The 25,473-nt window shown below is 43.1% G+C and carries 24 protein-coding genes; all 24 read right to left on the reverse strand.

The features are described from left to right. The gene (locus AC06ND_RS02660; protein ID WP_475677448.1) at nucleotides 1-825 is read right to left on the reverse strand and encodes a polysaccharide biosynthesis/export family protein; all 825 of its coding nucleotides are present in this window, start codon (nucleotides 823-825) and stop codon (nucleotides 1-3) included. Then, nucleotides 806-1,666 (reverse strand): phosphoenolpyruvate carboxykinase, encoded by an 861-nt coding sequence (locus tag AC06ND_RS02665; RefSeq protein WP_475677449.1) that lies wholly within the window; start codon nucleotides 1,664-1,666, stop codon nucleotides 806-808. Before AC06ND_RS02665 ends, AC06ND_RS02660 begins: the two co-directional genes overlap by 20 nt. Continuing rightward, complete coding sequence (locus AC06ND_RS02670; protein WP_475677450.1) at nucleotides 1,651-2,571, reverse strand: nucleotidyltransferase family protein; 921 nt, start codon at nucleotides 2,569-2,571, stop codon at nucleotides 1,651-1,653. The genes AC06ND_RS02665 and AC06ND_RS02670 overlap by 16 nt, the downstream gene beginning before the upstream one ends. After that, nucleotides 2,555-2,818 carry a PqqD family protein gene (locus AC06ND_RS02675; RefSeq protein WP_475677451.1) on the reverse strand — a complete coding sequence of 88 codons (264 nt, stop codon included), beginning with the start codon at nucleotides 2,816-2,818 and terminating at the stop codon, nucleotides 2,555-2,557. The genes AC06ND_RS02670 and AC06ND_RS02675 overlap by 17 nt, the downstream gene beginning before the upstream one ends. Continuing rightward, complete coding sequence (locus tag AC06ND_RS02680; protein WP_475677452.1) at nucleotides 2,808-3,938, reverse strand: glycosyltransferase; 1,131 nt, start codon at nucleotides 3,936-3,938, stop codon at nucleotides 2,808-2,810. The genes AC06ND_RS02675 and AC06ND_RS02680 overlap by 11 nt, the downstream gene beginning before the upstream one ends. Next, nucleotides 3,916-5,160, reverse strand: a complete 1,245-nt coding sequence (locus tag AC06ND_RS02685; RefSeq protein WP_475677453.1) for a glycosyltransferase — start codon at nucleotides 5,158-5,160, stop codon at nucleotides 3,916-3,918. Before AC06ND_RS02685 ends, AC06ND_RS02680 begins: the two co-directional genes overlap by 23 nt. Next, entirely contained in the window at nucleotides 5,127-6,254 is a 1,128-nt protein-coding gene (locus AC06ND_RS02690; RefSeq protein WP_475677454.1) for a glycosyltransferase family 4 protein, read from the reverse strand. Before AC06ND_RS02690 ends, AC06ND_RS02685 begins: the two co-directional genes overlap by 34 nt. Continuing rightward, nucleotides 6,251-7,222, reverse strand: coding sequence for a hypothetical protein (locus AC06ND_RS02695; protein WP_475677455.1), 972 nt, complete (start codon nucleotides 7,220-7,222; stop codon nucleotides 6,251-6,253). The genes AC06ND_RS02690 and AC06ND_RS02695 overlap by 4 nt, the downstream gene beginning before the upstream one ends. A 1-nt stretch (nucleotide 7,223) precedes the next feature. Continuing rightward, nucleotides 7,224-8,672, reverse strand: coding sequence for an MBOAT family O-acyltransferase (locus AC06ND_RS02700; protein WP_475677456.1), 1,449 nt, complete (start codon nucleotides 8,670-8,672; stop codon nucleotides 7,224-7,226). Next, the gene (locus tag AC06ND_RS02705) at nucleotides 8,662-9,948 is read right to left on the reverse strand and encodes a hypothetical protein (RefSeq protein ID WP_475677457.1); all 1,287 of its coding nucleotides are present in this window, start codon (nucleotides 9,946-9,948) and stop codon (nucleotides 8,662-8,664) included. The genes AC06ND_RS02700 and AC06ND_RS02705 overlap by 11 nt, the downstream gene beginning before the upstream one ends. Continuing rightward, complete coding sequence (locus tag AC06ND_RS02710) at nucleotides 9,945-10,928, reverse strand: glycosyltransferase family 2 protein (RefSeq protein ID WP_475677458.1); 984 nt, start codon at nucleotides 10,926-10,928, stop codon at nucleotides 9,945-9,947. The genes AC06ND_RS02705 and AC06ND_RS02710 overlap by 4 nt, the downstream gene beginning before the upstream one ends. Next, nucleotides 10,919-11,935 carry a glycosyltransferase family 2 protein gene (locus AC06ND_RS02715; RefSeq protein ID WP_475677459.1) on the reverse strand — a complete coding sequence of 339 codons (1,017 nt, stop codon included), beginning with the start codon at nucleotides 11,933-11,935 and terminating at the stop codon, nucleotides 10,919-10,921. The genes AC06ND_RS02710 and AC06ND_RS02715 overlap by 10 nt, the downstream gene beginning before the upstream one ends. Further along, entirely contained in the window at nucleotides 11,932-13,068 is a 1,137-nt protein-coding gene (locus AC06ND_RS02720; RefSeq protein WP_475677460.1) for a glycosyltransferase, read from the reverse strand. Before AC06ND_RS02720 ends, AC06ND_RS02715 begins: the two co-directional genes overlap by 4 nt. Then, a complete protein-coding gene (locus AC06ND_RS02725; RefSeq protein WP_475677461.1) occupies nucleotides 13,065-14,024 on the reverse strand; it encodes a glycosyltransferase family 2 protein in 960 nt (319 codons plus the stop codon). The genes AC06ND_RS02720 and AC06ND_RS02725 overlap by 4 nt, the downstream gene beginning before the upstream one ends. A 1-nt stretch (nucleotide 14,025) precedes the next feature. Continuing rightward, nucleotides 14,026-15,045 carry a glycosyltransferase gene (locus AC06ND_RS02730; RefSeq protein WP_475677462.1) on the reverse strand — a complete coding sequence of 340 codons (1,020 nt, stop codon included), beginning with the start codon at nucleotides 15,043-15,045 and terminating at the stop codon, nucleotides 14,026-14,028. Between the two features lie 3 nt (nucleotides 15,046-15,048). Next, entirely contained in the window at nucleotides 15,049-16,182 is a 1,134-nt protein-coding gene (gene glf / locus AC06ND_RS02735; RefSeq protein WP_475677463.1) for a UDP-galactopyranose mutase, read from the reverse strand. Between the two features lie 12 nt (nucleotides 16,183-16,194). Beyond that, a complete protein-coding gene (locus tag AC06ND_RS02740) occupies nucleotides 16,195-17,565 on the reverse strand; it encodes a glycosyltransferase family 39 protein (RefSeq protein WP_475677481.1) in 1,371 nt (456 codons plus the stop codon). A gap of 133 nt (nucleotides 17,566-17,698) precedes the next feature. Then, nucleotides 17,699-18,097, reverse strand: coding sequence for a GtrA family protein (locus AC06ND_RS02745; RefSeq protein WP_475677464.1), 399 nt, complete (start codon nucleotides 18,095-18,097; stop codon nucleotides 17,699-17,701). After that, nucleotides 18,063-19,052: a glycosyltransferase family 2 protein gene (locus AC06ND_RS02750; RefSeq protein ID WP_475677465.1), complete on the reverse strand. Its 990-nt coding sequence runs from the start codon at nucleotides 19,050-19,052 to the stop codon at nucleotides 18,063-18,065. Before AC06ND_RS02750 ends, AC06ND_RS02745 begins: the two co-directional genes overlap by 35 nt. 19 nt (nucleotides 19,053-19,071) lie before the next feature. Beyond that, nucleotides 19,072-20,085: an acyltransferase family protein gene (locus AC06ND_RS02755; protein WP_475677466.1), complete on the reverse strand. Its 1,014-nt coding sequence runs from the start codon at nucleotides 20,083-20,085 to the stop codon at nucleotides 19,072-19,074. Nucleotides 20,086-20,111: 26 nt separating this feature from the next. After that, nucleotides 20,112-21,560 carry a lipopolysaccharide biosynthesis protein gene (locus AC06ND_RS02760; protein WP_475677467.1) on the reverse strand — a complete coding sequence of 483 codons (1,449 nt, stop codon included), beginning with the start codon at nucleotides 21,558-21,560 and terminating at the stop codon, nucleotides 20,112-20,114. Nucleotides 21,561-21,579: 19 nt separating this feature from the next. After that, nucleotides 21,580-22,509: a LicD family protein gene (locus tag AC06ND_RS02765; RefSeq protein WP_475677468.1), complete on the reverse strand. Its 930-nt coding sequence runs from the start codon at nucleotides 22,507-22,509 to the stop codon at nucleotides 21,580-21,582. A 5-nt stretch (nucleotides 22,510-22,514) separates the two neighbouring features. Further along, complete coding sequence (locus AC06ND_RS02770; RefSeq protein ID WP_475677469.1) at nucleotides 22,515-23,477, reverse strand: ornithine cyclodeaminase; 963 nt, start codon at nucleotides 23,475-23,477, stop codon at nucleotides 22,515-22,517. Next, entirely contained in the window at nucleotides 23,477-25,288 is a 1,812-nt protein-coding gene (locus AC06ND_RS02775) for an aminotransferase class I/II-fold pyridoxal phosphate-dependent enzyme (protein WP_475677470.1), read from the reverse strand. Before AC06ND_RS02775 ends, AC06ND_RS02770 begins: the two co-directional genes overlap by 1 nt. Nucleotides 25,289-25,473 lie beyond the last annotated feature (185 nt).

The following is a 25,473-nucleotide window of genomic DNA, read 5'->3' on the forward strand; positions in this document are numbered from 1 at the left end:
TTATTGTTTACGTAAAAAATCGCGGAAGAAATAAAGTACTGTCGCGGCGGTAGACATTGCAGAGAGGCCGATAGATGTGATCTGCAGCGCTAATTGCGCATTAGGGGTAAGCTTAGTCTTGCGAGGCTTGACATAAACAATGTCATCCTGTTGTAGATAGAATCCAGGAGAATCAAAGCAAGACTTAGAGCGAAGATCGATAGAATACACCTCTCTTTCTCTTCCTTCTGTCCTTATTACCCAAACATTATCTGTTTGAGCATAAGTTGTAAGATCTCCTGCTAAAGCAATAGCCTGAAGGACATTCATCTTATTATCCTTAACAACATAATTACCCTTTGCACTGACTTCTCCGAGAACTGTAATCTGGAAGTTGGTATACTCTGCTGTTACAATTGGATCCTTAATATAGTTCTTCGCTGTAATCTGTCTGGAAATTTCCTCTTTGACTTGGCTTAATGTCAAGCCTTCTACTCTGATGTTACCAAGAATAGGGAAGAGTATCTCCCCGTTCCTATCAACGGTATATTCTACACCGACAGGAGTATTTCCAGTCTCAACCTTTCCTGTCGCTATATCAACATCAGCAGAGCCGCTAACGAGATTGAATGGAGCCGCAAGAACGGGATTGGTACTGCTGACCAAAATCATAATCTTGTCGTCCTTACGAACTTTAACCTCTGGTGCTTCCGTCACATCATAGGTCGTGAGGGTCTCCATGTCCTGGAGATAGGCCAGTCTCTTGTAAGAGCAAGAATCTGCCATGAAAAGAACGCCCAACAGCGCCCCTGCGAGAACAACTCGCCTAAATGAAATTGCCTTCATTCGTCAGTTTGTTAAAACATAATACTACTGCGTCTTTATCGGGGAGACAGGCTAATTGGCCAACCTTCACCTCGGAGACGACACGATTCAAAGTATTCTGGGATTGCAAATATAGCACTTCGTCCCGACTAATCAGCGAGCACGATGGGAAAATTGTCACCCATGCAATGGCTCCGGATACATAATTCCACAAATTTGTTTTCGCTTGCGACAATCTTACTATTCCGCCGACGGGAACTGAAGAATTTCGATAGCAAGGAGTCTTTCCGCTCCATGGGCTTCCATACACGGTGAGGACACCATCGACAAAGCGTAGCATCGGGTTGTCATCGTTCAGAAGCCAGGCATCCTTGAATGTCTGCATCCACAATCTCGTATGGGTACTCTTGCCTGTTCCGCTCTTTCCGAGGAAAAGATAGCCCTTACCATCCTTGACGACCACGGAAGAATGTATAGAAAAGCCTTCGAAAAAGAGTATTCTCTGCGAAAAAGCCATCCTCACCATGGAAGTTATCAACAAGGATTTGCTATCCTCATCGTTTATTTCCATCAGAGATTCGGAAAAATCCTTGTTGCAAAGCATCCAGCTCACGGGACCGCCAAACGTTACCTCAAGCAAGTAGCGGTCGCCGGCGTCTCTGAGAGTTACATCACCGGCATCATTCGAAAATTGATCGACCACCTTGAGATCGCCCACGCTTTCTATCAACGAGGAAGGAAGTCGTCCTTCGCGCATAGACATGACGGGGCTACCGCACTCGGCACAAACAAATGGTTCAAAAGACGGAAGAGTGGCATCTGTTGCCACCTCAACCAATAAGTCTGCTATCTTATAAAGCATCTTTTCAATCTACCGACAAACAACTGTGACCACCGCGCAGAAAACTGAGAAGGTGCATACTTCCTGAACAGTCGCAAGCGTTTCCAGAATCCTGACAGACGGAACACCTTGTCAAGCCCGAAATTCCCATCAGAAAGAATCAAATCGGTCAAGACTTTGACGTCAGGCTCATCCACCTGCGGTATCACCTTTCGAAGCAAACGATCCCACTTCAGCAATCCTTCCTTCTCCAATGCACTATCCAATTCCGCCTTGTCGTACTTTCCCTCATAGAAACTATAAGCAGCGGCGACGTCTGCCACCTGCTTCATTCCGACGCCCATGACCATTGCATGGTGAAGGACATGTTCGACAAGCATTACTATCACATCGACAGGGCTATCCTGTCTGCGGCCCTCGCGATGATGCTCAACGACAACGTTTGCGAACGTATAGTGTACGTCACCATCACTGTCTATCTTGAGATCCATTCCGTTCTTCTTTGCGATCGCATTAGCTTTCTCCCAGTCTCCCGGAACAGGGAAAAACCAATCGACATCGCCGCATGCCCTATGCTCTGGGATAGGATATAAGGCAGCAACAGAATGGCCCTTCATCAGGACCGCATCAATACCGCTATGCTCCCAGGCTTTCTTCTGTGCATCAATGACCTTCCCTATCAGCTCATTCCTGCGCTCAATCTTCTGTGTCTCGACCAACCACTTGGCGGCGAGGTTCATCGGCAATCCATTTCCCGCGGGGAGCTTTGTCACCGCATCGAACAGGATACCGGTCACGGCCTGGCGATTGGCAAGCGCATGGATTTCGGACCAATTTTCGGGAGACGTCTTGTATGCAGGAGGTACGGAACCATTTATCCCGGCTTCCAACAACCCGAAAAATATGTCCTTAGAGGACAATGCCATATTCATCCCAGATCTTTAGAAGGTCCTTGATATCGGATTCTGCTGTCGCCTCATCCACGTCATACTCCTCACAGAGCCACGACACCAGCTGAGGCACATCAAAATCGGAGTCTCCGATCTTATTCCACAACCAAGCCGCCGGTTCATTCAGTATACATACCGAAGACATATCCGCTGCGGACTTCATATTGTACAGCATGCTGTCGCCATTGACGACATTCATCTTGAAATCTCCGTTAAGCTTCATATATAGACAAGCAATTATCAATCATTCCTTCGAAGGTATATACCCTCTCATATCTCTTCCGCGCACCCTCGGAATAACATTCATAGTCAGCCTCAATCTTGAGGATAGCATCTGCAATAGCTTTTGAATCACAAATCTCGACATTGATTCCCGATACGCCATCCTCATTGACCCACCATGTACCAGATCCAGGTATCTTAGTGGCAACGACAGGCTTTCCACAGCTCATCGCCTCGATCTGCACAATGCCGAAAGCCTCGGTCTTCATCACACTGCTGAGGACAAAAATATCGCACTTGTTATACCATTTTACAACATCCTCATCAGGAACGCGTCCCAAGAGTCTCACCTTATCCTGAAGTCCCGACGCATCAATCTGAGCCTGGAGTTCCTCTCGAAGGGGGCCACCACCTCCAATGACTACCTGATAGTCATCAGGAAGGTATCTTGCTGAGTCTACGAGGTACTTGTAACCCTTATATTCCACGAGTCGTCCCATTGAATAGATTATCTTCTTCTCGCTTTGCTGTGGTTCAACAGGTATTCCCTCGGTACCTATCGGCAAGTATGTGATCTTATCCTGAGCGCCCTGCAGATACGGCGATTGCTGAACATAGACCGGTGTCGTTCCTACTATCTTGTCCGCCCTCCTGATCATCCAACTCTGAAGCGGCATGAAAAGCTGAAGCAGTCCCTTCTGCTTAAGGATATCGCTGTGCCAGTGGAGAACGACCTTGCCCTTATATCCGCTGAAGAAAAGTGCGACACAGGCCATCGGATCCGGATGATGCACATGTACGACATCATATGGCTTACCGCTCTTCTGGGCATCTCGGATGAGCTTACGCATCTTGAACACCATAGCCGGTGATATCATGGTCGCGGCAACCTTTGCATAGGACTTCGCAAAGATCACCCGTCCATGCTCATTGAATCGGAGACCCTTACCTCCCATAGTGTCATACTTCTGATCTGCTGTATCGATTCCGTCTCCAGACATCTTCGCACAGAGCATATCACAGTCGACACCCTTTTCCGAGAGACCTTTGGTGAGATCCCACATGACCTTCTCGACTCCACCCCTGATAGGGTAGAACTTACCTACCTGTAAGACTTTCATACAATTCTATGTAATCCTTATATCTGTCTTCCTTACTGAAATTTGCCAAAGCATGGCTGCGGCAAGTTTCCTTGAAATATTCCTTTCCTTGAGTCCGGGCTTTTCTCGTGCAGTTCAACAAGCCTTCGACATCACCTTGTTCTACGACATATCCAGTCTCGCCCTCAACGATTGCCTCTATACTACCTCCTGTCTTGTATGTCACGACCGGTGTTCCGCATGCGATGGATTCGAGGTTGACCGTAGGATAGTTATCCTGCCAGGTCGGATTGACAAAAGCGTCGGCTGCGGAATACAATTCTGCAAGCTGCTGGACATTCTCTGTCCTTGCGATTGTCACTATACCCTCCGGCAATGAAGACTTCTGTTCCTGGGTCATCTTTCCTACAAGGACTATCACCTCATCGTCATTGAGCATCGGATACATTTTCACGAAATCATCCAGTCCCTTCTCCTTCATCCAAATGCTGGCGAGGCCGAGGATGATATGTTTGTCTCCCAAACCATACTTTGTACGTACGGCCGACGTATCACAAGGTTTGAATGCATTGAGGTCAATACCGTTGTGAATCACGCGGATATCGCAATCCTTCAGGAACGACTGTCTGAGTTCTGAACCGATCCACTCCGAAACAGGTACGATGTGGAACTTATCTTTAGGGACGGAATTGAACGCCTCTGATTTATCCCGATAGTTCTTCGACGAGCGGTCGACCAGATAACTGGCCGGGAAAGCTTTTCTCTGTGGACAGTTCTCACATCCGGTCTTCCACTTGAAGCATCCTGCTGACGAATAGTAATAGCAGTGGCCCGTATACAACCAACAATCATGGACAGTCCAGATAACCGGTTTTCCACTCTTAGCAAGGTAGTCAAATAGTATCTTGTAATTCAGGAAATATCCATGAACGTTGTGGATATGGATCACGTCCGGATCAATACGTCTTATCTCCTGGATAAACCTTCGTGTTGCGATGCGGGAACCTAAGCCATGTCTGTCAAACAGGCGGGTTTCCAGTCCGTGCAGAGCAACGCTGAACTTTGTCCCGACTGGTACTATTTTGGACTTGCAGGCACTGGGGTCAGCCCCATCACGGCCACCACTGTAAGCGATATAGCTTTCCCAGCCATTCGCCATGGCCAGTTCACCGATTTCCTGCATGATCTTACCGGTGGAGGTGTTACGCCTTATGACAGGATTGATTTGTAACAGTTTTCCCATTTTGCCATTACCTTTTCTTCTGAGTAACGATCTACTACTGTCTTTGCAGCCTCACCCATTGACTTACGGAGAGGCTCATCTTTGATGAGATTCAAAAGGCCCTGAGCCAGATCTCCAAGATCTCCATCCTCGACTATGTAGCCATTGACCCCATCGTCGATTATGTCTCGTGGTCCACACTTGAAGTCGAAGGAGACCGCAGGCAGTCCGCAGGCCATGCCTTCTATCATCACCATCGGGAAGCCCTCATAGTGAGAGCTCATGACCAGGATCGAACTCTTGGCATACTCCTCCCCTATATTCTTGGTCGGAGCATTGACCTTCACGCATGATCCCAATCCCTTGTCCTTTATCATCTGGTTGAGCATGTCCTTCCATTCGCCTTGACCGAAGATGTCCAAACGCCAATCCTGTGCATAGGGATGAACTATTTCCCAAACCTCAATCAAGCGGTCAAAACTCTTCTGATAGTCGAGACGTCCCACGGCGATGACTCTCTTCTCCGAGCAGTCTGAATACTTGTCGGCGACGAACATCGCCGCATTCGGGATCACTTCGATATTAGGGATATCCCCCCACATCTTCGAATCTTCTTCTGTAAGAACAACAAACTTGTCAAACTTCCTGACAAGGTCATCATCCATACGGGCTCGAATCTTATCTGCCAGTCCCATTAAGCCCTTGCGATTGTACTGGGCGTGGAAAAGCTTGCTCTGATGGAGTTCCAGAACCTTTTTGCTACCGTCATGGATATTAGGAACGAACGAGCACTCACCCGGATAGAAGCTGTCAACGATATCCGCCTTCTCCGCCATGAGGAGGTCGGTCAACTTCTTTCGGTGGAGGGAACGCCTCTTGAAATACCCCAAAGCTTTCCTGACCGTACTCAATCCGTTATCATCAGAATAATTGACACCAAGATCAATCATCCTTACACCCTCGGGAAACGGATAGAACGTCGGTCTGTCATGCTGGTCTGTCGTGACGACCGTAACGTCTGCACCATGCTTCACCCACCACTGAACCTTGTTCAGCAGCACGCGTTCCATACCACCCGGGTTGTAGAGGGAATGTATGCAATAAATTAGTTTCATCTATCCAACAATGCCTTTGCCAACTCTGAAGAGATAATTTTACCACCCTCCCGGTTTGGATGAAGTGGATCATAGAATCCACCAGAAGGGACACGGGTAAACAAGTCCAAGACCTCACATCCATTCATGGTCTCCCTGACATGTTCTACAAAGTGTTCTGACGCTTCATCCGGCCACTCTAGATCTGGACAGTTAGGCATTATAACAAATATGATTTCAACACCCTTATTCGACATGTGGTCAACAAGCTTATGACAGAATAACGACAAATTCTCAGAAACGGGGAATATGTTCGTTGAAGACGGGATCCACTGTCTCAAGTGGTCCAAGTCCCTGTCATAAGTCTTCGAATGATCTGACGGATACATATATGGGTACTTCAGATCCTTTATCTGATCACTTGGAGCATCGTCATCCAACAGACGGACCAGCAGGTTGGAAACTCCGGTCTTATAGGAAGATCTAGCTTTGAAGTTACGTACTATGCGAGAATGCTCCAATTCTGAAAGGTCTTCATCCTGAAGAATAGATCGTTCAAAAGGCCCTACTGAGTAATTGCTCATTGCAAAAGCGACTTTTGCCGGAACTGTCATTCTCATAGCATTATCAGTAAACTCCTTTTCATCAATACACTGAATGACGACCTTTACAGATGAAGGAAGTCGATCATAATACAGAGCGCTCTCTATCAAGGACTGCGAAGGGGAACAATAATTCTCCACCGAAAGATTAGTAATATCAGACAACAGTCCAGCATCTATTCCACTCATTCCCCTGCTATTTCCCAACACGACGACATCAGGCGCACTCTCTTCATCATTGATATGATCGAGAATAATCCCCGTTCGAACATAATCATTAGGAAGTGACTTATACACAACCGGAGTGAAGACATTCAATGCAAGGACCGCCAGAGTCGCTGCGACCAAGCAAATTAATATCGACCTGAGAAAAACTCTATCCATCATATCAGAACTGAAAATAAATAAAGCTGGAATTATCAACGCCAAAGCAGTAAACCAACGCAAATACTATCATGCATATAATATAGTTCCACCATGGATGATCTTGCACATTGAACTCTATTCCATATTGCCTATCACGATTAATCCATTCCATAAGTAACATAAAAACGGCAAACACAATACCCAGCATTGCATCTACGTTTGTCTGACCTCTAAAATATGGTACAGAGAAAAATGATCTGTCAACAATAGACGAGCAATAGTTCACTGCATCTCCTATAGTTGCTGAACGAAAAAACACCAAACCGAGTGCGAACAGAGAGAAAGTCCAAACCATTTGGCTGAATTCCTTTATTGTGGGAAGCGCTTTACCCTCCGCAATGATACCAGTATACTTACGATTTTTGCCAGTAAGTATTGAGGGAAAGAACAATACTGCATTCAGAAGGCCCCAGGTCACATAAGTCCAGCTAGGCCCGTGCCAAAGTCCACTAAGGACATATATCACCAACGTGTTCCTCAGCACTTTGTACTTTGATACTCGACTGCCGCCCAAAGGAATGTATACATAATCTCTGAACCACGTTGTCAATGAGATATGCCACTTGCGCCAAAACTCAGCAATGTTCCTTGAGAAAAAAGGATAATTGAAGTTCCTCATCAGATTAAAACCAAATAAGCGACTCGTACCGATTGCGATATCGGAGTATCCTGAAAAGTCACAGTATAGCTGTATTGTGAACAAGAACGCTGTAAGCACCAATGTACTTGACGAGTAAATGCCATAATTTGAGAAAACCTCTGTCACAGGTGAAGAGAGCGTATCCGCAATCACCATCTTCTTAAAGAAGCCCCATAACATTTGTCGCAAACCATCAAAGAAGTCTTGCTGGCAGACCCTCCTGTCTCTTGAAAACTGAGGCAAGAGGTTAGTGGCTCTCTCAATAGGACCCGCCACAAGCTGAGGGAAGAAGCTTACGTAGGCAAAATAGCTGATAATATCTTTTGATGCCGATAATTTCTTTTGGTACACATCGATTGAATAGCTCAATGCCTGGAAAGTATAGAAGCTGATTCCAACCGGGAGAATGATTTTCAGAGTCATGATGTTCAGGTCTGCACCAAATATGGAAAATGCATCAACGAGTGAGTCAACAAAGAAATTGTAATACTTGAAGAAACCGAGAATAATAAGATTGACGGTAATATTGATAACCATGAATGCCTTACGGGTTCGGTCCTCGTCTGATTTCTCTATCATCAGGCCACATGACCAACTGCACAAGGACGTGAAAATTATCAAAGGCAACAAGCGCCAGTCCCACCAACCATAGAAGAAGTAGCTTGCAACAAGTATGAACAAGTTCTGCAGTTTAACACTGCGGTACAATGCCCAGTAGATAACAAGTACTATGGGCAGGAAGTACAGGAATTCTATTGAATTAAACAGCATGGATACTTTCCGGAATCATGTTATTATCACTACCACTTGACATCAGCTCTCCTGCATTCAACAGGAATGCGAAAATCACGAATGTGTCGGTTGACACCTTTGCCCAGACGATCATATTTATCGCAAACAACATGTAGAACAGATACTTGGCCTCTGGGAACAGTTTTGCTCCAGAATAAGTTGCAAAAGCATATAACCCTATGAACAACAACAATCCAGGAACACCAAAATAGTATATGAAGCGAATGTAGCCGACGTCTGTATACATATAGAAATGTCCATCGACATCCCAAAGTCCGTCACCATATATGTAAGTCTTGAATTCTTCAGGCCACCTGTACATTGTCTGCAGAATATCGGTCGAGTGTGTCTCAAACGATCCAGTATTTGCCCAATTGAAAAAGCCCTCGAATGCAAACTGAAGATGATCGCTCAAATTTCGCACACTATTGAAATTTGCCGTCAACCAAACGACCGTGCCACCAAGCAATAGTATGAGAACGGAGAAAGACAGAATCATTGTCTTTGGCGTATCAATGCCATAACGTCTTACCAACATCACAAACAAGAATGCAAACGCCAAAACGGCGCCTACGGTTGTTGTTCTAGCAATCATGTTTCCGATTACGACAATAATAATGAATGAGAGCCAGTACACGATTGATTCCAATGTACTACTTTTTGACGACCTAGAGACTATAATGTATGACAAGATTACCTCGACGCATGAAAAACGGATTCCGGCAACATCCAAGGCACATCCAAGTCCATACAATCTCTTCATCATTCTCGCCTCGGCCGGGTCAACCAGATCACTATAGAAGAACGTGTCAACAAAATGGCCTATCACAGGAACATTCTCGATCAATATCGCAAGAATACACTGAGCTACACAAACCGCCACTAAGTACCCTCCGACAATCTCTATCTTCGATGATCCATGTACTGCATACAGGTATTTTACAGCCGCATATGCAGAGAAGAACCAGACCAACATAGAAACAACATAAGTGGCTAAAACATAGTCCTCCGTATTGTTCATCACCGTAGATGCAAATCCCATCAATGACATTAGGCTAGATATCGCAACTAAGCCAAACAAAGATGGATTCACTAATAACCGACGCTTCTTCATCATCTCCATGACAAATAGTACGACGCCGACCGCTGCCATCATCATCTTGAAATTGGCCTGAGGGAAAGCTGCCAGTGCGACAGGGAATAAGACCATATCTGTCAGTATGACGCCCAATATGTATAAGAGAATCTTTTTCATTTATATATGATTCCGTAAATTACTTTTATAACACACCAATAATACAGTTTGTTCAAGAAGAACTTATGTCTTGCAGCACAATTCTGTATAAACTTGGTTCTCCAAGACTGATCTGGATTATCATTTATCCTATCATTGGTTTCTGGCCATAATGAAAGCCACTGTTCGTAACTTGATGTCTGGTCAGATATCAGCAAAGGAAGTTTAAGTGACAACTTGAGCTGAATCAATTCCTGCTCTTGAGATGTGCCAAACCTTTCCGCCACAAATGTTTCCACATTCTCGACATTAGCCTTGATCTGTGGGATTGACGGACGAATATCCTTGGATATCGCCGCAGCATTGGTCTGGATATAATGGTATAAAGGTCGATGTATGACAGAGGCCTTTCCTGCCAGCAATGACATCTTCAGCATTATCATCATATCCTCACCCATGTTCACCCCAGGGACGAACCTGAGATGATTGGCCTCGTACAACGACCTTTTCACTAGGAACAACCAGAGGTTCCACCTGGCTCTACCGTAGCACATCTGTCGGAACAATTCCTCGCCTGTAGCGAACTCCGGCTGAACCATGTGCCTTGCGTTCTTACCGAATTCGAGCAACCATTCACACGAAACGATATCCTTGTCATCTCCTTCCGCTTCGGTCACGAGGCTCTCGATTGTATCCGCTTCAACATAGTCGTCGGAGTCGACATAATATATATACTTACCAGTAGCCGCATCAAGACCGGTATTACGCGCTGCCGCGACTCCCATGTTCTGTTCATGGGTAATCAGTTTGTACTCGATCCCGTCAAGATCCTCTGATGCCAAGAGCGCCTCAACGACTGCCACTGTATCGTCCTTGCTGCAATCATTGACAAAGATCAGCTCAAGATGACGATAGGTCTGAGAGCACAAAGAATGAATGCAGCGTTGAATAAGCGATGCTACATTGTACATCGGCACTATGACGGAAACCTTTACTTCCATACCAATCCCTCCACCGGTTTATGAAGCATTCTATAGTACATCCAGTAAAACATCTTCTTGTAGAAACATCCCATGGCCTTCGGCAAATCATAGTGGACGTCCCTCAACAATGTCTTGAAATCGATGAGTCCCGAGCGGAATGCAGAGATAGGTCGCATATATGCCTGTCCATGAAAAGCCGTATATGTGTCCTTGTAGACTTCCGATTCATCCTTTTCCAGCAAGGAATAGAGAATACCGCTCCTCTTTCCTTCAAATAGACGATATACAAGCCCATTTGTCTGCAAAGAATTCGTCATGATATAGTCACGCAGCGCGTCATATACACGAACATAAGTCATCGCGTCTTTACGTATGCCCATTCCTGTCATGATCGAAGATGCTCGGACACGGTAATCGTAAGTGATGTCAGGGACGACATACATTGACTTTGCCGTACATGCAACCATGAAACTCCATATCTGGTCCTCATGGATATATCCCTCCTTGAACCAAAGGTCATTCTCCAAGAGGAATGAACGTCTGCACAGCTTGTTCCAGGCCATCACGTACCACTTGCCTTCGACATAGGTCTGGAGGACATCATGAACGAGGCCTTCGGACATGTACAGGTCTGAATTCATCTGCATGTCACCAAACACGTCATAATTCCCCAGTACAAAATCCACCTCATTATTCTTCAGAGGAGCAGCGAGTTTCTCCAAGGCGTCTGAAGGGATCTTGTCATCGCTGTCCAAGAAATACACATAATCTCCCGTCGCAACCCTCAGTCCGGTATTCCTTGCTCCTGACAGCCCCTTGTTCTTGTCATGATGCAAGATTCTCGCATCAAAGTCCCTATGCACATCCAAGAATTCTTCAATGCGAGCAATAGAAGAATCCTGTCCACAGTCATCGACGAACAGCACCTCGAAGTCTGAGTATGTTTGCTCACTAAGCGACTCAAGACACTCTCCTATATAATTCTCGACGTTATATACGGGAACTATTACAGACAGTTTTATCATGCTCCAATTATCTGATAGATATTGTTCATTATCGTCTCAACATCAAACTGCAAAGCACCTTCTGCAGCAGCGACTCTAAAAGAAAGACGTTTGTCATCATTATCTACAAGGTACCGAATACCTGCAGCAATTCCCTCCGGAGTCTCATCTACCAGGAGTCCATATTCAGAATCTCCCAAGATTTCCCTCGCGCCTGTAATATCTGTCGCGACAATCGGAAGATCAAGACAAAGAGCTTCACAGATAGTCAACGGATATCCTTCTGCTTCAGAAGTATTCAAGAAGATGTCGGCAACTTTCATATAGGCATAAGAAGGCTTCTTGAAACCCAGAAATTTCACACAATCGCTCAGCCCCATCTCTCGACATTTTTCCTTGAGGTCCTTTTCCAAGTGTCCCTCTCCCAATATCCATAATTCAAAATCCAGCCCACCCTCTCTGAGTATCCTGACAGCATCAAGAGCTCTATCGTAGCGTTTCTGCTCATTAAGCCGTCCGACCATGACAATCGTTAACTTCTTTTTGGGTACTTCAATAGAACTAGCCAATCGCACTATATCACCCTTATCAATCAGATTATACAATACCTGGCACTTGGCTTCATCAAATGAGTATGTAGACAAAAATCCCCTCTTGGCTTCACCAGATACGAACATCACCTTATCGATCTTCTCATACGCTCTTAACTCGTCTTTCCCGTTCTGGAAAAACTCCAAAGACCAATGTTTCCTTGCGAAATCTATATGTACCCATGATACATTGCGAGAAGCTTTATGGGTAATGTATGAATGGTATTTTACGGCAGATCCTTCCATGAAGGAAATGATGGTATCAAACGATCGTCCCCTCAACCTAAAGAGCTCGATGTCGCGGTATACAATAGAATGGAAAATACCATAGCAATGTAACATTCGTAAACCTCGGTGAAGTCGCTCTCGCCAGATGTTGTTCTTTCCATGAATTGACAAGACCTCAACGTGAGAAGGTATATCGTTCAGATACACACCTTGACGATACTCCAACAGCAACGAAACCTCATAACTGCTGTTGTCAATCCTCTTTAAGATATCAATCAACAACTTTTCGGCACCGCCACTCGGCAGATCCGGCATTATGAAAAGTACCTTTTTCATATACGTGGCAAAGTTTGATATTCATCACTCTTCAAGTAGTTGATTCCATCCCGAAGTCCTTTTGAAAAACTATCCGCGAAAGCCCTGTTCCCCTTCAGCCTCAGAAACGAGTACTTCATGAACTGAATACCGAATGCGTACGAAATTGCCAGAATTGCAATAGACCGTTTGAGCACACCTGACGGTAAATAGATGAACCGATGCCAGAAGATCAGCTTATTTCTGTATTCAGAATAAATAATTTTCAAGGTCTTCTCATCTGAATTAGACACGGTGGTGCTTGCATCCATATGTATTATACCTGTATCATATGTAGACAGAACCTTATTGCCCATATGATACATCTTGTAAAACATCACCTGGTCATCAGGAAAGGCATATGGTGTGTGTTCCAACCACATCTCTTCTTCGTAATGGATATTTATGAAGGTCGATTTACGGCAGAACAGACAAGGACCAGCATTGGTCTGAGACTCGTAAACAGCGCGCGACGGTCTATTGTTATATGAAAAGCCACCTGTCATCATGACCTTGTTTGCCCATCTACCATCAAATGGTCTACAGACTTCTCGTCCTGTCAAAGTTCGTATAATCTTCTCCTTTGGAGATGCCCCCTTATTGTCGAACACTATTGGAGATATCACATCTCCACCATTAGTGATCAACTCATCATATAATGTCTCTACAGCATCTTTCGGGAGATAAACATCGTCATCAAGCAAGAGCATGTATTCAGTGGTCACCTCAGAATAAGGCAATGCACGCTGAGCTACCATTCCCTTGGGAACCCTAACAATCTGCTCAATGCCTATTGTCTGCGTCGGGACATCATACCCCTCTGCCAAATAAATAATGACAGCGTCTGGCTTGACCGACTGATTCGCAATAGAGTCAAGACACCTCTGATAAATATCACCGCCCTTGCCTAAGGTCCTGATGACAACCGAATAATTCATCTCAATGCCTGATCTTATACACAATATCCAAGCCTTTATGCACCATAGTAACAACCCATCCAAAGCCGTTTCGCCACAGCGAGACAAACTTCAAAGACAGTCGGGATATGATAAAGTCACCGCATTCGTCATAAATTTGACGCGATTCGTCTCGAATAAAGTGATCAAAGGAAAGAATATCGTCTTTCTTGTAATACCCATAGTAAATACCTCGTTCGTACATATAGAATGCACTTAACAGTATCCTATCTTTCAAATACTGTTTGCTCTCTGTATTAGACTCCGGATAAGAAAGGTAATCTGCTAACATTTGCCTAAACACGCAGTAAGAGCTGTTGAAACTCTTCGCGATCACTTCTGGAAGAACAGTCTGTCCTTCTCTCCCGACCAAATACTTATACAGGTACTCATCCACATACATAAAGCTTTTCATGGCAGCCATTGGAAGGAACACCCACTGCTGATCGGTATATGATACGCCTTCCGTCTGCACATATGCAATGTCCAGAAGAACCTGACGACGGTAAGTCACCGAATGCATCTGTAGTTTTTCTTTAAGTTGCTCGAAAACCGAAGCATCAATAGGAAGGACCATTCCCTTCGGCAAATCAAATGACTTATGATTGAGGATGTCTCCAGCCTCATTGACCTCATTGTCATTTGTTATAAAAACATCCGCGTCATTCTCGGCAAGCACAGAAAGGTATCGTTCAAGAACAGCCGTATCATAGTAATCATCAGCATCAAGAATCTTTATATACTTTCCTGTAGCCTCGCGAAGTCCTCTATTGATACAAGAACCATAGTTCCCATTCTCTTTATCTATTACACGAAACACTTCTGGATAACGGCTCTCATATTTGTGTGCTATTTCTGAAGACCTATCCTTTGCTCCGTCAATAATCACCAGGACTTCGAGCATATCGAGGAAAGAACGACCGACAATGAGAGAAGTCAGGCACTTATCCAGATACTTCTCCATGTTATATGTTGGAATGATGACTGAGAGAATCTTTTCCATAGATCAAATATTTAATGACATCACCTTTTCAATTATTGGAGCCATATCATAGTACTTGTACTCGGCCAAACGCCCCCCAAACAAAACACGGCTCTCTTTATCAGCAAGCTCCTTATAACGAGAGTATAACGTATTATTCCTTTCATTATTAACCGGATAATACGGTTCCATTCCGTCCTTCCACTCTGTACTGTATTCTTTGCTGATGACTGTCTTAGGACAATCATATACCGCCTGTCCGAACATTTCAAAATGCTTATGTTCTATGACTCTTGTATAAGGGACTTCACGCTCGGTATAGTTTATGACAGCATTACCCTGATAGTTCGGTTTATTTATTATTTCTTCCTCAAATCTAACAGTCCTATATTCCAGCTTTCCGTAGCGATAGTCATAGAATTCATCTATCTTTCCTGTAAACACGATCCTTTCCGCGAGAGCCTCCCATTCAGATCTATTCTCGAAGAAGTCAACTCCCGTCCTGGTTTCAACTCCAGATAGAAGACCCTCAATCAGCTTATTATAGCCACCAACCGGAATACCTTGATACTTATCATTGAAATAATTATTATCAAACACCAGCCTGACGGGAAGACGTTTGATGATAAAAGCAGGAAGCTCAGTACATGGACGTCCCCATTGCTTTTCAGTATAACCCTTGATCAGTTTCTCATAGATATCTTTGCCTACCAAAGAGAGAGCCTGCTCTTCAAGATTCCTCGGTTCTGAAATACCGGCAGATTCCATAGCCTTAATCGCATCAGCCCTCTGCTCATCAAGTTTTGCCTGCGCCTCCTCTGGTGTATGAACACCCCACATCTGGTAGAAAGTATTCATATTGAACGGCAGATTATACAATTCACCGCGATAGTTGGCAACCGGTGAATTAGTATAACGATTAAACTCCACGATAGAATTCACGAAGTCCCAAACATCCTTATTGGACGTATGGAAAATATGGGCACCATACTTATGGACATTAATACCCTCAACATTCTCACAATACACATTGCCTCCTAGTTGAGGTCGTTTATCAATGACCAAGCATGTTTTGCCTCTCTGCCTCGCACAGTATGCGAAAGAGGCCCCAAATAATCCGGACCCAACGATTAGGTAGTCGTACTTACTCTGTGGCATATATATAAACGATTAATAAAGCCTTTTCTTCAACAGGATATCTTTCCACGATACTGAAATCTCATCCGGTTGAATATCGTATTCTGATTTACAAAACAACTTGTATGTGTCGTCGTGATGAGGAAAGTCGCAGCAGTATTTGTACCCACAATTCAACACATAATCCTCGTAGTCAGCATGACTTCTCGATATTGTAACAAAATCCGGTTTCCTCACTTTAATTGCAGACATTTGGCTATCTATCATCTGAGGAGTAGCGCCAGCCTGCCAGCACCAATCTTTACACGCAGGCAGGGGCTCCGCCTGTAACCCAATCCCGATCTCTGAGCCTAAATTGAGAATCGTAGGGTTAGGTACTTTAGAGAACAGACTGGAAGCTGTATGGAACTGATTCACACCTTTGACATTCGTGAAAAAATAAGTAGGGATAAAATTGACAATAATTGTCACGACAAGAATTGCGGCTGAAATCAACACTGCAGAAAAAGGGGATAAATCGACATTTGAAACACAGTGTATCACCATGATGACAAGAAAAACAGCGAATGATGCATTTATTGACAAATAGTAATACCAGTATGCATTAATGCTACTCAATAGGACAAATGCCGCAGTTACCAACACGGGGAAAGCATGATATTGCTTGTTCTTAATTGAAAACCACAGTGATGCCAACAAATATAACAGGCATGGCCATCTTTTCTTTGATAGCAATAGTCTCGTCCAGTCGGCCAGAATTGAACTCACGGCAGAAGAATCGGAAACCGTCTTTGCCGTGTTGAAAAAATATTCTTCCAGGAACGGCATAAAAGCATGTACCGATAATAGATATATTATAAATGGAGCACATACGGCACATGCACCAAACACCATCATCAGAAACGACTTTATGGCATTTTTCCTAAAACAAGACTCAACGAATACCAATGCGCACATCGAGCCAACCATAACAGCTACAGAATACTTTATCAACAAACACGCCCCAAAAGCGACTCCTAGCATAAAAGATGTCTTATTGACTAGGCGTTTATTCTCAAATGAGGAAGAATAGCAAGACAGAGAATAATATAAGCCTATTGCGATGAACGTGGAACAAAAATCCTCGGCCCTGGTCTCATAGTGATATATCTTAAAAAAGTATGGTAATGCCATCAGGCACATACCCAGGAAAGCCCACTTTTTATCCTTTATGAAAATCGAAATCGTCTTAAAGTAGAAAACGAAAGTCAAGATATAGAAAATAACACTTAACCAGAATACTCCAAGATATGTAGTAGGTGAAATCTTATATCCTATTCCATAGATTAACCACAATAGCGGACCTTTAGAATCAGTGAAATCCACATATGGGATCATACCATTCATCAAGGCCTTTCCCCCCATAAAAAACCATGCTCCATCATGACGTCCCCAAATATCATATAGGTATGAATCTGAGCTCAAGAACAAGGTCACGACAAAGACATAGATGCCTATTAGGGCATACAGCCCTATATTAGCATTCTTTACTTTGGTATTATTCAGCACGAGAGTCACTTTTTTTGAAATTGAACATTCTATTTAACGCATAATTCAGAACAGAATATACGGTCATACCTATTATCTGAGCCCAAAGTTCTCCGACAAAGTTGATAGACAGCTTAAATACTGCCAATTGAATCAAATAGCATATTCCAAACAGAACCAGAAACATTAATCCCTCTTGGATCCATCTCCCGGTCTTCGAAGAGAATACCCATATCTTATTCCAGCAAAAACTGTTAATAAGTCCTGCGATATAACTCAGGACATTGGAGACAATGAGTCCCACCCCGATAAGACGGAGTATGTAGAAAGTCACAAACGTAATCCCTGTATTCAGGGCACCTACGCAACAGAACTTAATAAATCTGATTATTTCGATCTTGCTTTTCATCCATCAAGGCTGATTCAACATTGTAACGAGGGCGGTTCTTCACTTCGATATATATCTTACCAATGTACTCTCCGATAACACCCAAGCTGACAAGTACGACACCTCCAACAAACCATATTGACAATATCAAAGAAGACCATCCGGGAACAACCTTTCCCAACATTAGAGAAAGAAGTACATACACTAAAATACCAATGGAAACCAATATGAACGATACACCGACAGCAAAGACCAATCTGACCGGCTTTACGCTAAATGACGTTATACCATCAATGGCGAAATTGATCATTTTTTTCAAAGGGTATTTACTCTCTCCAGCAAACCTCTCTGCCCTATCATAATAGACAATCGCAGATTGGAAGCCAATCAACGGGACAATACCTCTCAGAAATAAATTTTTCTCCGTATATAGACATAGCTGTTCGACTGCTCGTTTACTCATCAAGCGATAATCTGCATGATTGTATACACTCTTGACGCCAAGCTTTGCCATCAGACGGTAAAAGGCCAAAGCAGTGGTCCTCTTGAAGAACGTATCTGTTTTACGCTGTTGCCGTACTCCGTAAACGATATCATTCCCTTCCTGGAATGAACGAACCATCTCTTTGATTGCGTTCACGTCGTCCTGAAGATCCGCATCAATGGATATCATCGCATCTGCAAAGTCTTTTGCATAAGTCAACCCGGAAAGCAAAGCATTTTGGTGTCCGACATTAGCAGCAAGTTTCAACCCCGCAAACAGATTCGAAGACCTATGCAAGTCTTCAATAAGACTCCAGGTCCTATCTTTACTGCCATCATCAACGAATAAAATAAAAGAGTCTGAGGAAACAACATGTGCGGACTGGAGATCTTCAATGACCGACTTCAGTCTTGCGGCAGTTTCTGTCAGTACTGCTTCCTCGTTAAAACAAGGGACAACAACAGCTAGTACTGTAGGGGTAGTTTCTTTCATTACCATGAATAATTTATTATTATCCCAAAACCCATTTGAGTTTTGTTCGATTTATTGCATAGCTAATTATAAAGCTGAACGGAAGTACAGTCAGAAAACAAAAGACAGGCGCAATTACATGATGATTTTCAAACAATTGTCTAACGACAGCAAATTGAAGGATATAAAAAATCACAATGTGATGTATAATATACACTCCCATACTATTTTCATCAAGCAAGGATCTAACGCGACCATTAAGATTCACGGCAGAAAATATCAAAAGCAGTTGCAACACGAGAAAATAACCAACAACCTTTGAAACCAGAATAGATAACGAACTATGAGAAAGGATGAAAACTTGAGAATTAAACGATACGGCCAACGCCATCAAAACAAACAACACTACTGGAAACATCGAAATCACGATTAGCCTTAAACGGCCATTGACTCTATGTAAAACATCGTATTTTTCGAGAAGAACACCTGCAAAAAAAGCCGGTGAATACTTGATGACGGCAGTGATACAACCATACGGAGTTATCTCCATTATCCTAGGCAAAAAATCGTCGAGCAGAAGCAAACAGGTAAATATCACGAGATCAAAGACAACAGAAGTACGGCTCCAAATCGGAGCGGAAATGTAAAATATTATAAATAATTCAAATAGCATCAGCAAGAACCACAAGTGATGGAAACCTGTGCTGAACAATTGAACAGAATAGAAATCAGGCTGCAGAAACAACATAACAAAGCCCCAGATCAAGTACGGGACCAATAATCTCATCGCCTTTTTTCGAACAAACTCCCAAAATGACGGATACTTAGATTGCCTGAAATAATACGAGAACAGGTAACTGGCAATAATAACGAATGCCGGCAAATGTATGTACTTCAAAGCATAACATATCACCTGATATGATTGTGAGTACATATTCGAGAAAGGCCACTGTGGAGTATAAAAACAAACACAATGGTAGGCAACGACTAGAATCATTGCAACGACACGAACTTGCGAAAGTGATATTTTCAGAGAGTCTTCCATTTTACTCATGAAACGCACAAATTCTATCGACTCTTCTATCTTTTCTTAACACGCCTTTGAATAATCGCGAGTATCTCCAAATAGTTTTCATCCTTAGTTAATACCGAGAATATCCAATATGACAATATCCCAGCCATAACCCCGACACATACCTTTGTGAAATAATCACAGAATGGTAACATAGAACAATAAACAATCAAGGCCATAATCGCACAGTTAATAAAAATAGGAAGAAGCACCTTTAACTGTTTCAACTCCCCGTAACCGAGAATTTTTCCCGTGTAGTAACAATTGAATGAGAATGCCACAAACTCATATATTGCCTTGCCAACAATCATCCAAATCAAGCCGAATGGGATACTGACGAACAGAATCAAGAATGCGATTGGCTTTTTAATCAGTTCTAGCTTCAAAACCAAATCCGTACGACCCTTTACATACAAAAGATTTAAATTCAAGTGAGTCAAAGGAGAAAACATATATCCGAAACACAAAATCTGAAGAACAGGAACACATGATTGCCACTTTTCACCAATCATTAAAGGTATCAGATATGGTGCTGTTACTGCTAATCCCGTCAACAGAGGATAAAGTACATATAATGGTACAGACATGAGTTTCTTATAAGCTCTTAGCAATTGTTCGTTATCATCCTGAAGTTTTGCAAGAACCGGATAGTTTACGGTCAACACCATATCTTGAATTGTCTGAACTGGGAGTAATGCATACTGATTACCTCTGTTGTAAAAGCCGACCTGCGAAGGACTGAAGGCTTTACCTATAATCAAGGTATAAATATTACCATAAATCGTGTTGATGAGGCTTGACCCGAGGATCTTGCTTCCAAAGCCCCAAAGACGAGAAAATGACTCTTTTGAAAAAATCAGTTGAGGCTTCCATTTGGAAACATACCATGTACAGGCTGAAGTTACGACCTGCGCAGCAAGTGTCTGAAAAACCAACGCCCATACACCCCAACCACAAAAAGCCAGTATAAGTCCCACCGCACCAGACACAAGCATACTGATTATTGATATCACAGACTGCTCTTTGAAGCGCAAGTCTTTCGTAAGACGTGTTGCTTGAACCGTTGTAAGTCCAGTAATCACAAGTTGTAAAGCTATGACGCGAGTTACACTTGTTAGTAGAGGTAATTCATAAAATGTTGCGATATAAGGAGCACTGGCGAAAATAATCAAATAGAATACTACAGCTACGACAAAATTAAAGAAGAATATTGTAGAATAATCCGCATCACTACATTCTTTTTTTTGAATCAATGCGCTAGATAATCCACTATTTGTAAATGTTGTCGCAATAGCAATAAAAATGCCCAACATGCCTATGATACCATAGTCCTCTGGCGCCAACAACCTCGCCAGAACTATACCTATCACGAACTGAATGACCTGCCTAGAAGCCTTATCGACAAAGGTCCAAATGGCTCCGGTGATAGCATTAGATCTTAAGTCAGACTCTGCCATGCTCAAAACATGTGATTATTTAATGTCTCAAGAAGCCTCTTATGGCCTCCCTGCGATACTGCCTGCGATACTGCCTTAAATATTTCTTGTACGTATGCTCAGTATCAATCACAGCAAAACCGCCATGCATGGTGGGGGCCTGAGCCGGAGTCATATAATCTCCGTAAAAAGTCCTCAGAATATCGTCGTAGCGACGCGGGCAAGGCATCATGATATTCTCAAAAGGTAACAGAATCGTATCAGAATACCAGTCTATCGGAAAACTTTTTGCCGTCATCCTTTTTACATCATGAGTAAGAGATATGTTTGCGACACGGTTTGATCCAGAATCCTTGTAGAGCGTTATTTCCTTTTCGAATACCGCATAGTATTTTTTCCAACCTAAACGCTTAATTAATTTAGTGATGTAAGAGAATACTTTTGTCGTGAAGTTCAAAGGAACGCATACGTCATGGAACTCAGCCTTTTTATGGCTGATTGAATCAGAATAGACTTCAATGTCCTCTATTGTCGTAGGAATACGGTCTAGGACAAAAATATCTACGAATATACCCTGATGATATCTATGTCGTTTAGCGTCTGGCAAGATGGCGGCTGTCCCATCCATTCGCAACTGAGCATGTCCAATCGGATAAGGATGCCTCTCGGTGACTGCTGACTGAAGAAAATACGGTGGTTTTATCTCTTTTGAAGCGATTCCAATCAGTTTGTCATAGTCTTCTCTCAACATAATCATGTCTATGTCATCATCCCATGGTATATACCCTCCGTGACGAATACAACCTAGCAGAGTACCGCTATCAGCCCAAATCCCGAGGGAATTTCTCCTACAAACGTCCAGAAGAACATTCAACATTCGAAGCTGAATACTCCATAGAGCTTTTGTCTCAGAAGAGACACGATATCCGCATCTTACTTCTTCAGTATATGTTACCAGTTTAGATTCCATCGTGTTTACACCCAGAACTTCTCAACCTCTTTTATAATATCAATCTCTGGGACTTCATTACTAGCGACCATCTCGTATATCTTGCTGGCAAAGACGACATCATGAAGAGCCAACCCATAATTATAGTCGATGATTCGCTGATCCTGAGATCTACGTCCTGGATCGCGACCGGCAAGAACTTCTCCAATTTCATTGTAATCCTTGAACTGAGAAAAATACTTGAATCCACGCACATGACCCGTGTCATCACCAAAGACGCGATCAAATGTGATATCGCAATTCTGAAGGCCTCTCATATGTACTGGTATGACGGTTACGCCTGGCTGGAACATACGCTCATCCTCAACAAGCAATCCATTAGCGCTGGTGATGCAACTTATGAAAACATCCACGGATCGAGCTAACTCATTGATATCATCCAAAATCTCAAACTCAACATTCTTATAATCTTTGAACCTCTCAATAAACTGTTCTGCCTGATCTTTATATCGAAGAAGTTTTACTTTAAACTGTTTTTCTGGTTCTGAATCAAGTATACAGAGCATTGTTGCGCGTCCAGTATTACCTAAACCAACCATTCCATAAGTATCAGCGCATTCTTTTCGCAGAGCCTTTGCTGACACTGCGGCCACTGCCCCTGTCCTCATGGTTGTAATCCAGTCACAGTCAACCAGTGCAAGCAACTTTCCTGTATTTGCATCGTACAGCAGCATATCACTGCCCAGAGAAGGTACAGCACCTTCAATACGGTGTACTTCCTTTACGCCAAAGTACCGATAAGCAGAATTCATGTTCTGTCTAAGAAGACAAGGCATTGACGTAAAAAAGTCATAATCGGCAGGGTGTACACTTATCTTTGCCGGCAACTGCGACTCATTTTTTTGGTTAAAGCTCTCGTATATCCAGTCCACGCAATCCTTAGGGCTGATGCCCAATGACTGTATAAACTGATGTGAAATGACTTTCATTACTGGATTGTTTTAAGTGCTTCAATCAACCTATTGTTATCGTCTGTACTTCGGACTGCCAAACGGATATATCTATTAGAAGCGATACCCTTCTTTGCGCTGCATGCGCTCACAAGTATATTATGATTCTTAAGAAGCAATAAGGCTATCCCGTTTGCTGTATAAGGCTCCTGCACTTCACAAAGAACAAAATTGGCCTGAGTCGGCATTACATGTAGATACGGGATTGTTTCCAGTTTCTTGACGAAAGACGCTCTGACATCTATAAACTTGGCACAAGCCCTCTTATAATCCTTCTCGTACTTCGTAAAGATCTGCATGAAGAACTCAGCAAAAGAATTGATGTTCCAGATGCTGACCTGTTTCTTCATTCTCGAAATGAGTTGCGTATCCGCACTTGCGAGAATACCCAGACGTAGGCCAGGAACGCCATAGCTCTTGGAGATTGACTTCATGACAGCCATATGAGGATATGCTTCGAGATAACTGTCGTTAAGAAGAGATGATGTTTCCCATTGCTCGCTGAAATCCACAAAACTCTCGTCAACTATAAGTCGAATACCTGTACCCTCACACCAAGTCGCTAACCTACAAATATCATCTATAGGAATAAAGTTACCTGAAGGATTATCTGGATTGATGAGCAGGAGATTCTCTACAGGATTCTTGGTAAAGAAATTTATCAAATCCTCGACACTGTATCGAAAGTCGCGATTCTGTGGGATATAAGCGACGACCTTGTCCTCGTCAAGGCGATTAGGGTACTCCTCGAATGTAGGACGTATCACACCCATGGTACCGTCAACGTTTTCCATCAAGGCCTTGATAAGCTCTGCTGCACCATTTCCTGGGATAATGTAGTCTTCATTTACACCCCAACATTTACTTGCCAGAAGAGTATTAACTTTCATACCAGAAGGATACTCACCAAGAAGTGTACGGAAATTCGCCTCCAGCTCATCAATAATCTTCGATTTTCTGAAATATGGGTTTACGAGATAGCAGAAATCCAACATCTGTGGGAATCTCCAAAAACCGCCATATCTGGTATAATACTTCTTTAAGAGGGCCTCAGGATCTGAGAACAGAGCCTCAGCGATATCAAGATCCTGTTTGTCATCAATTTCATACCATTTCTCATTCGTTATAGGCAATGCCTTCAGATCATGGGAATTAAGGAAAGAGATAATGCGAAGTACATTCTCATAGTACTCATTGTTACCGACAGACTTAGTATATGCCTCAAGAAAAGGGACATATTTTGTTGAGCTGAACTCTTTTGAGAACTTATATATGTTGACTGTCTTGTAGTATTTATCGACATCAGCATAGTTGAATGCGGCTTTCGGGACGAAATTGACAATGTTATTCTCTTCATCGATTCGCACCATTGTACCGTCCATCCATGTTTCGTACTTGGCAACTAGAGCTAGATTCGGGAACGGATTGTTCAATAGCAAATCGAACATACCATCGTCAAAGATGAGATCTGATTCAATCAATAGCGTGTCATCCTCGACCATTTTATCCTTAGCCAAAGCAAGGGAATAAATATTATTGGTCTTGTCATAGATAGGATTGTTCACGTACTCTATCTTCAGACCATCATGTTCGGTCCCGAGGTACTCCATAAGCTTTTTCCCTTCATAACCGACAACGATGACGACACGGTTAAGTTCCAAATGGGATAACTGGCCTAAGACACGGTCAATCAAAGGAGTTCCGTTCACCGGGACCATACACTTGGTGTTGTTCTTTGTATATTCACCAAGTCGTTTCCCCATTCCTGCTGCTAAAATTATCGCCTGCATTTCAAAAGATTATATAGCTTCGCCGTTGGACTGTACCGAAAATCACCTGAATTCGGGACAATTCAACACTAAAAGTTGACAAGTAAAAAACGCTTTCAAGGCCGTTTCGGGCTCTGATTCATCACAAATTTAGCAAATCATCATTGTTATACAAAAACTTACCGCAGCAAAGGAGCCTTTACTGC

Source organism: Candidatus Cryptobacteroides sp. (assembly GCF_056207615.1).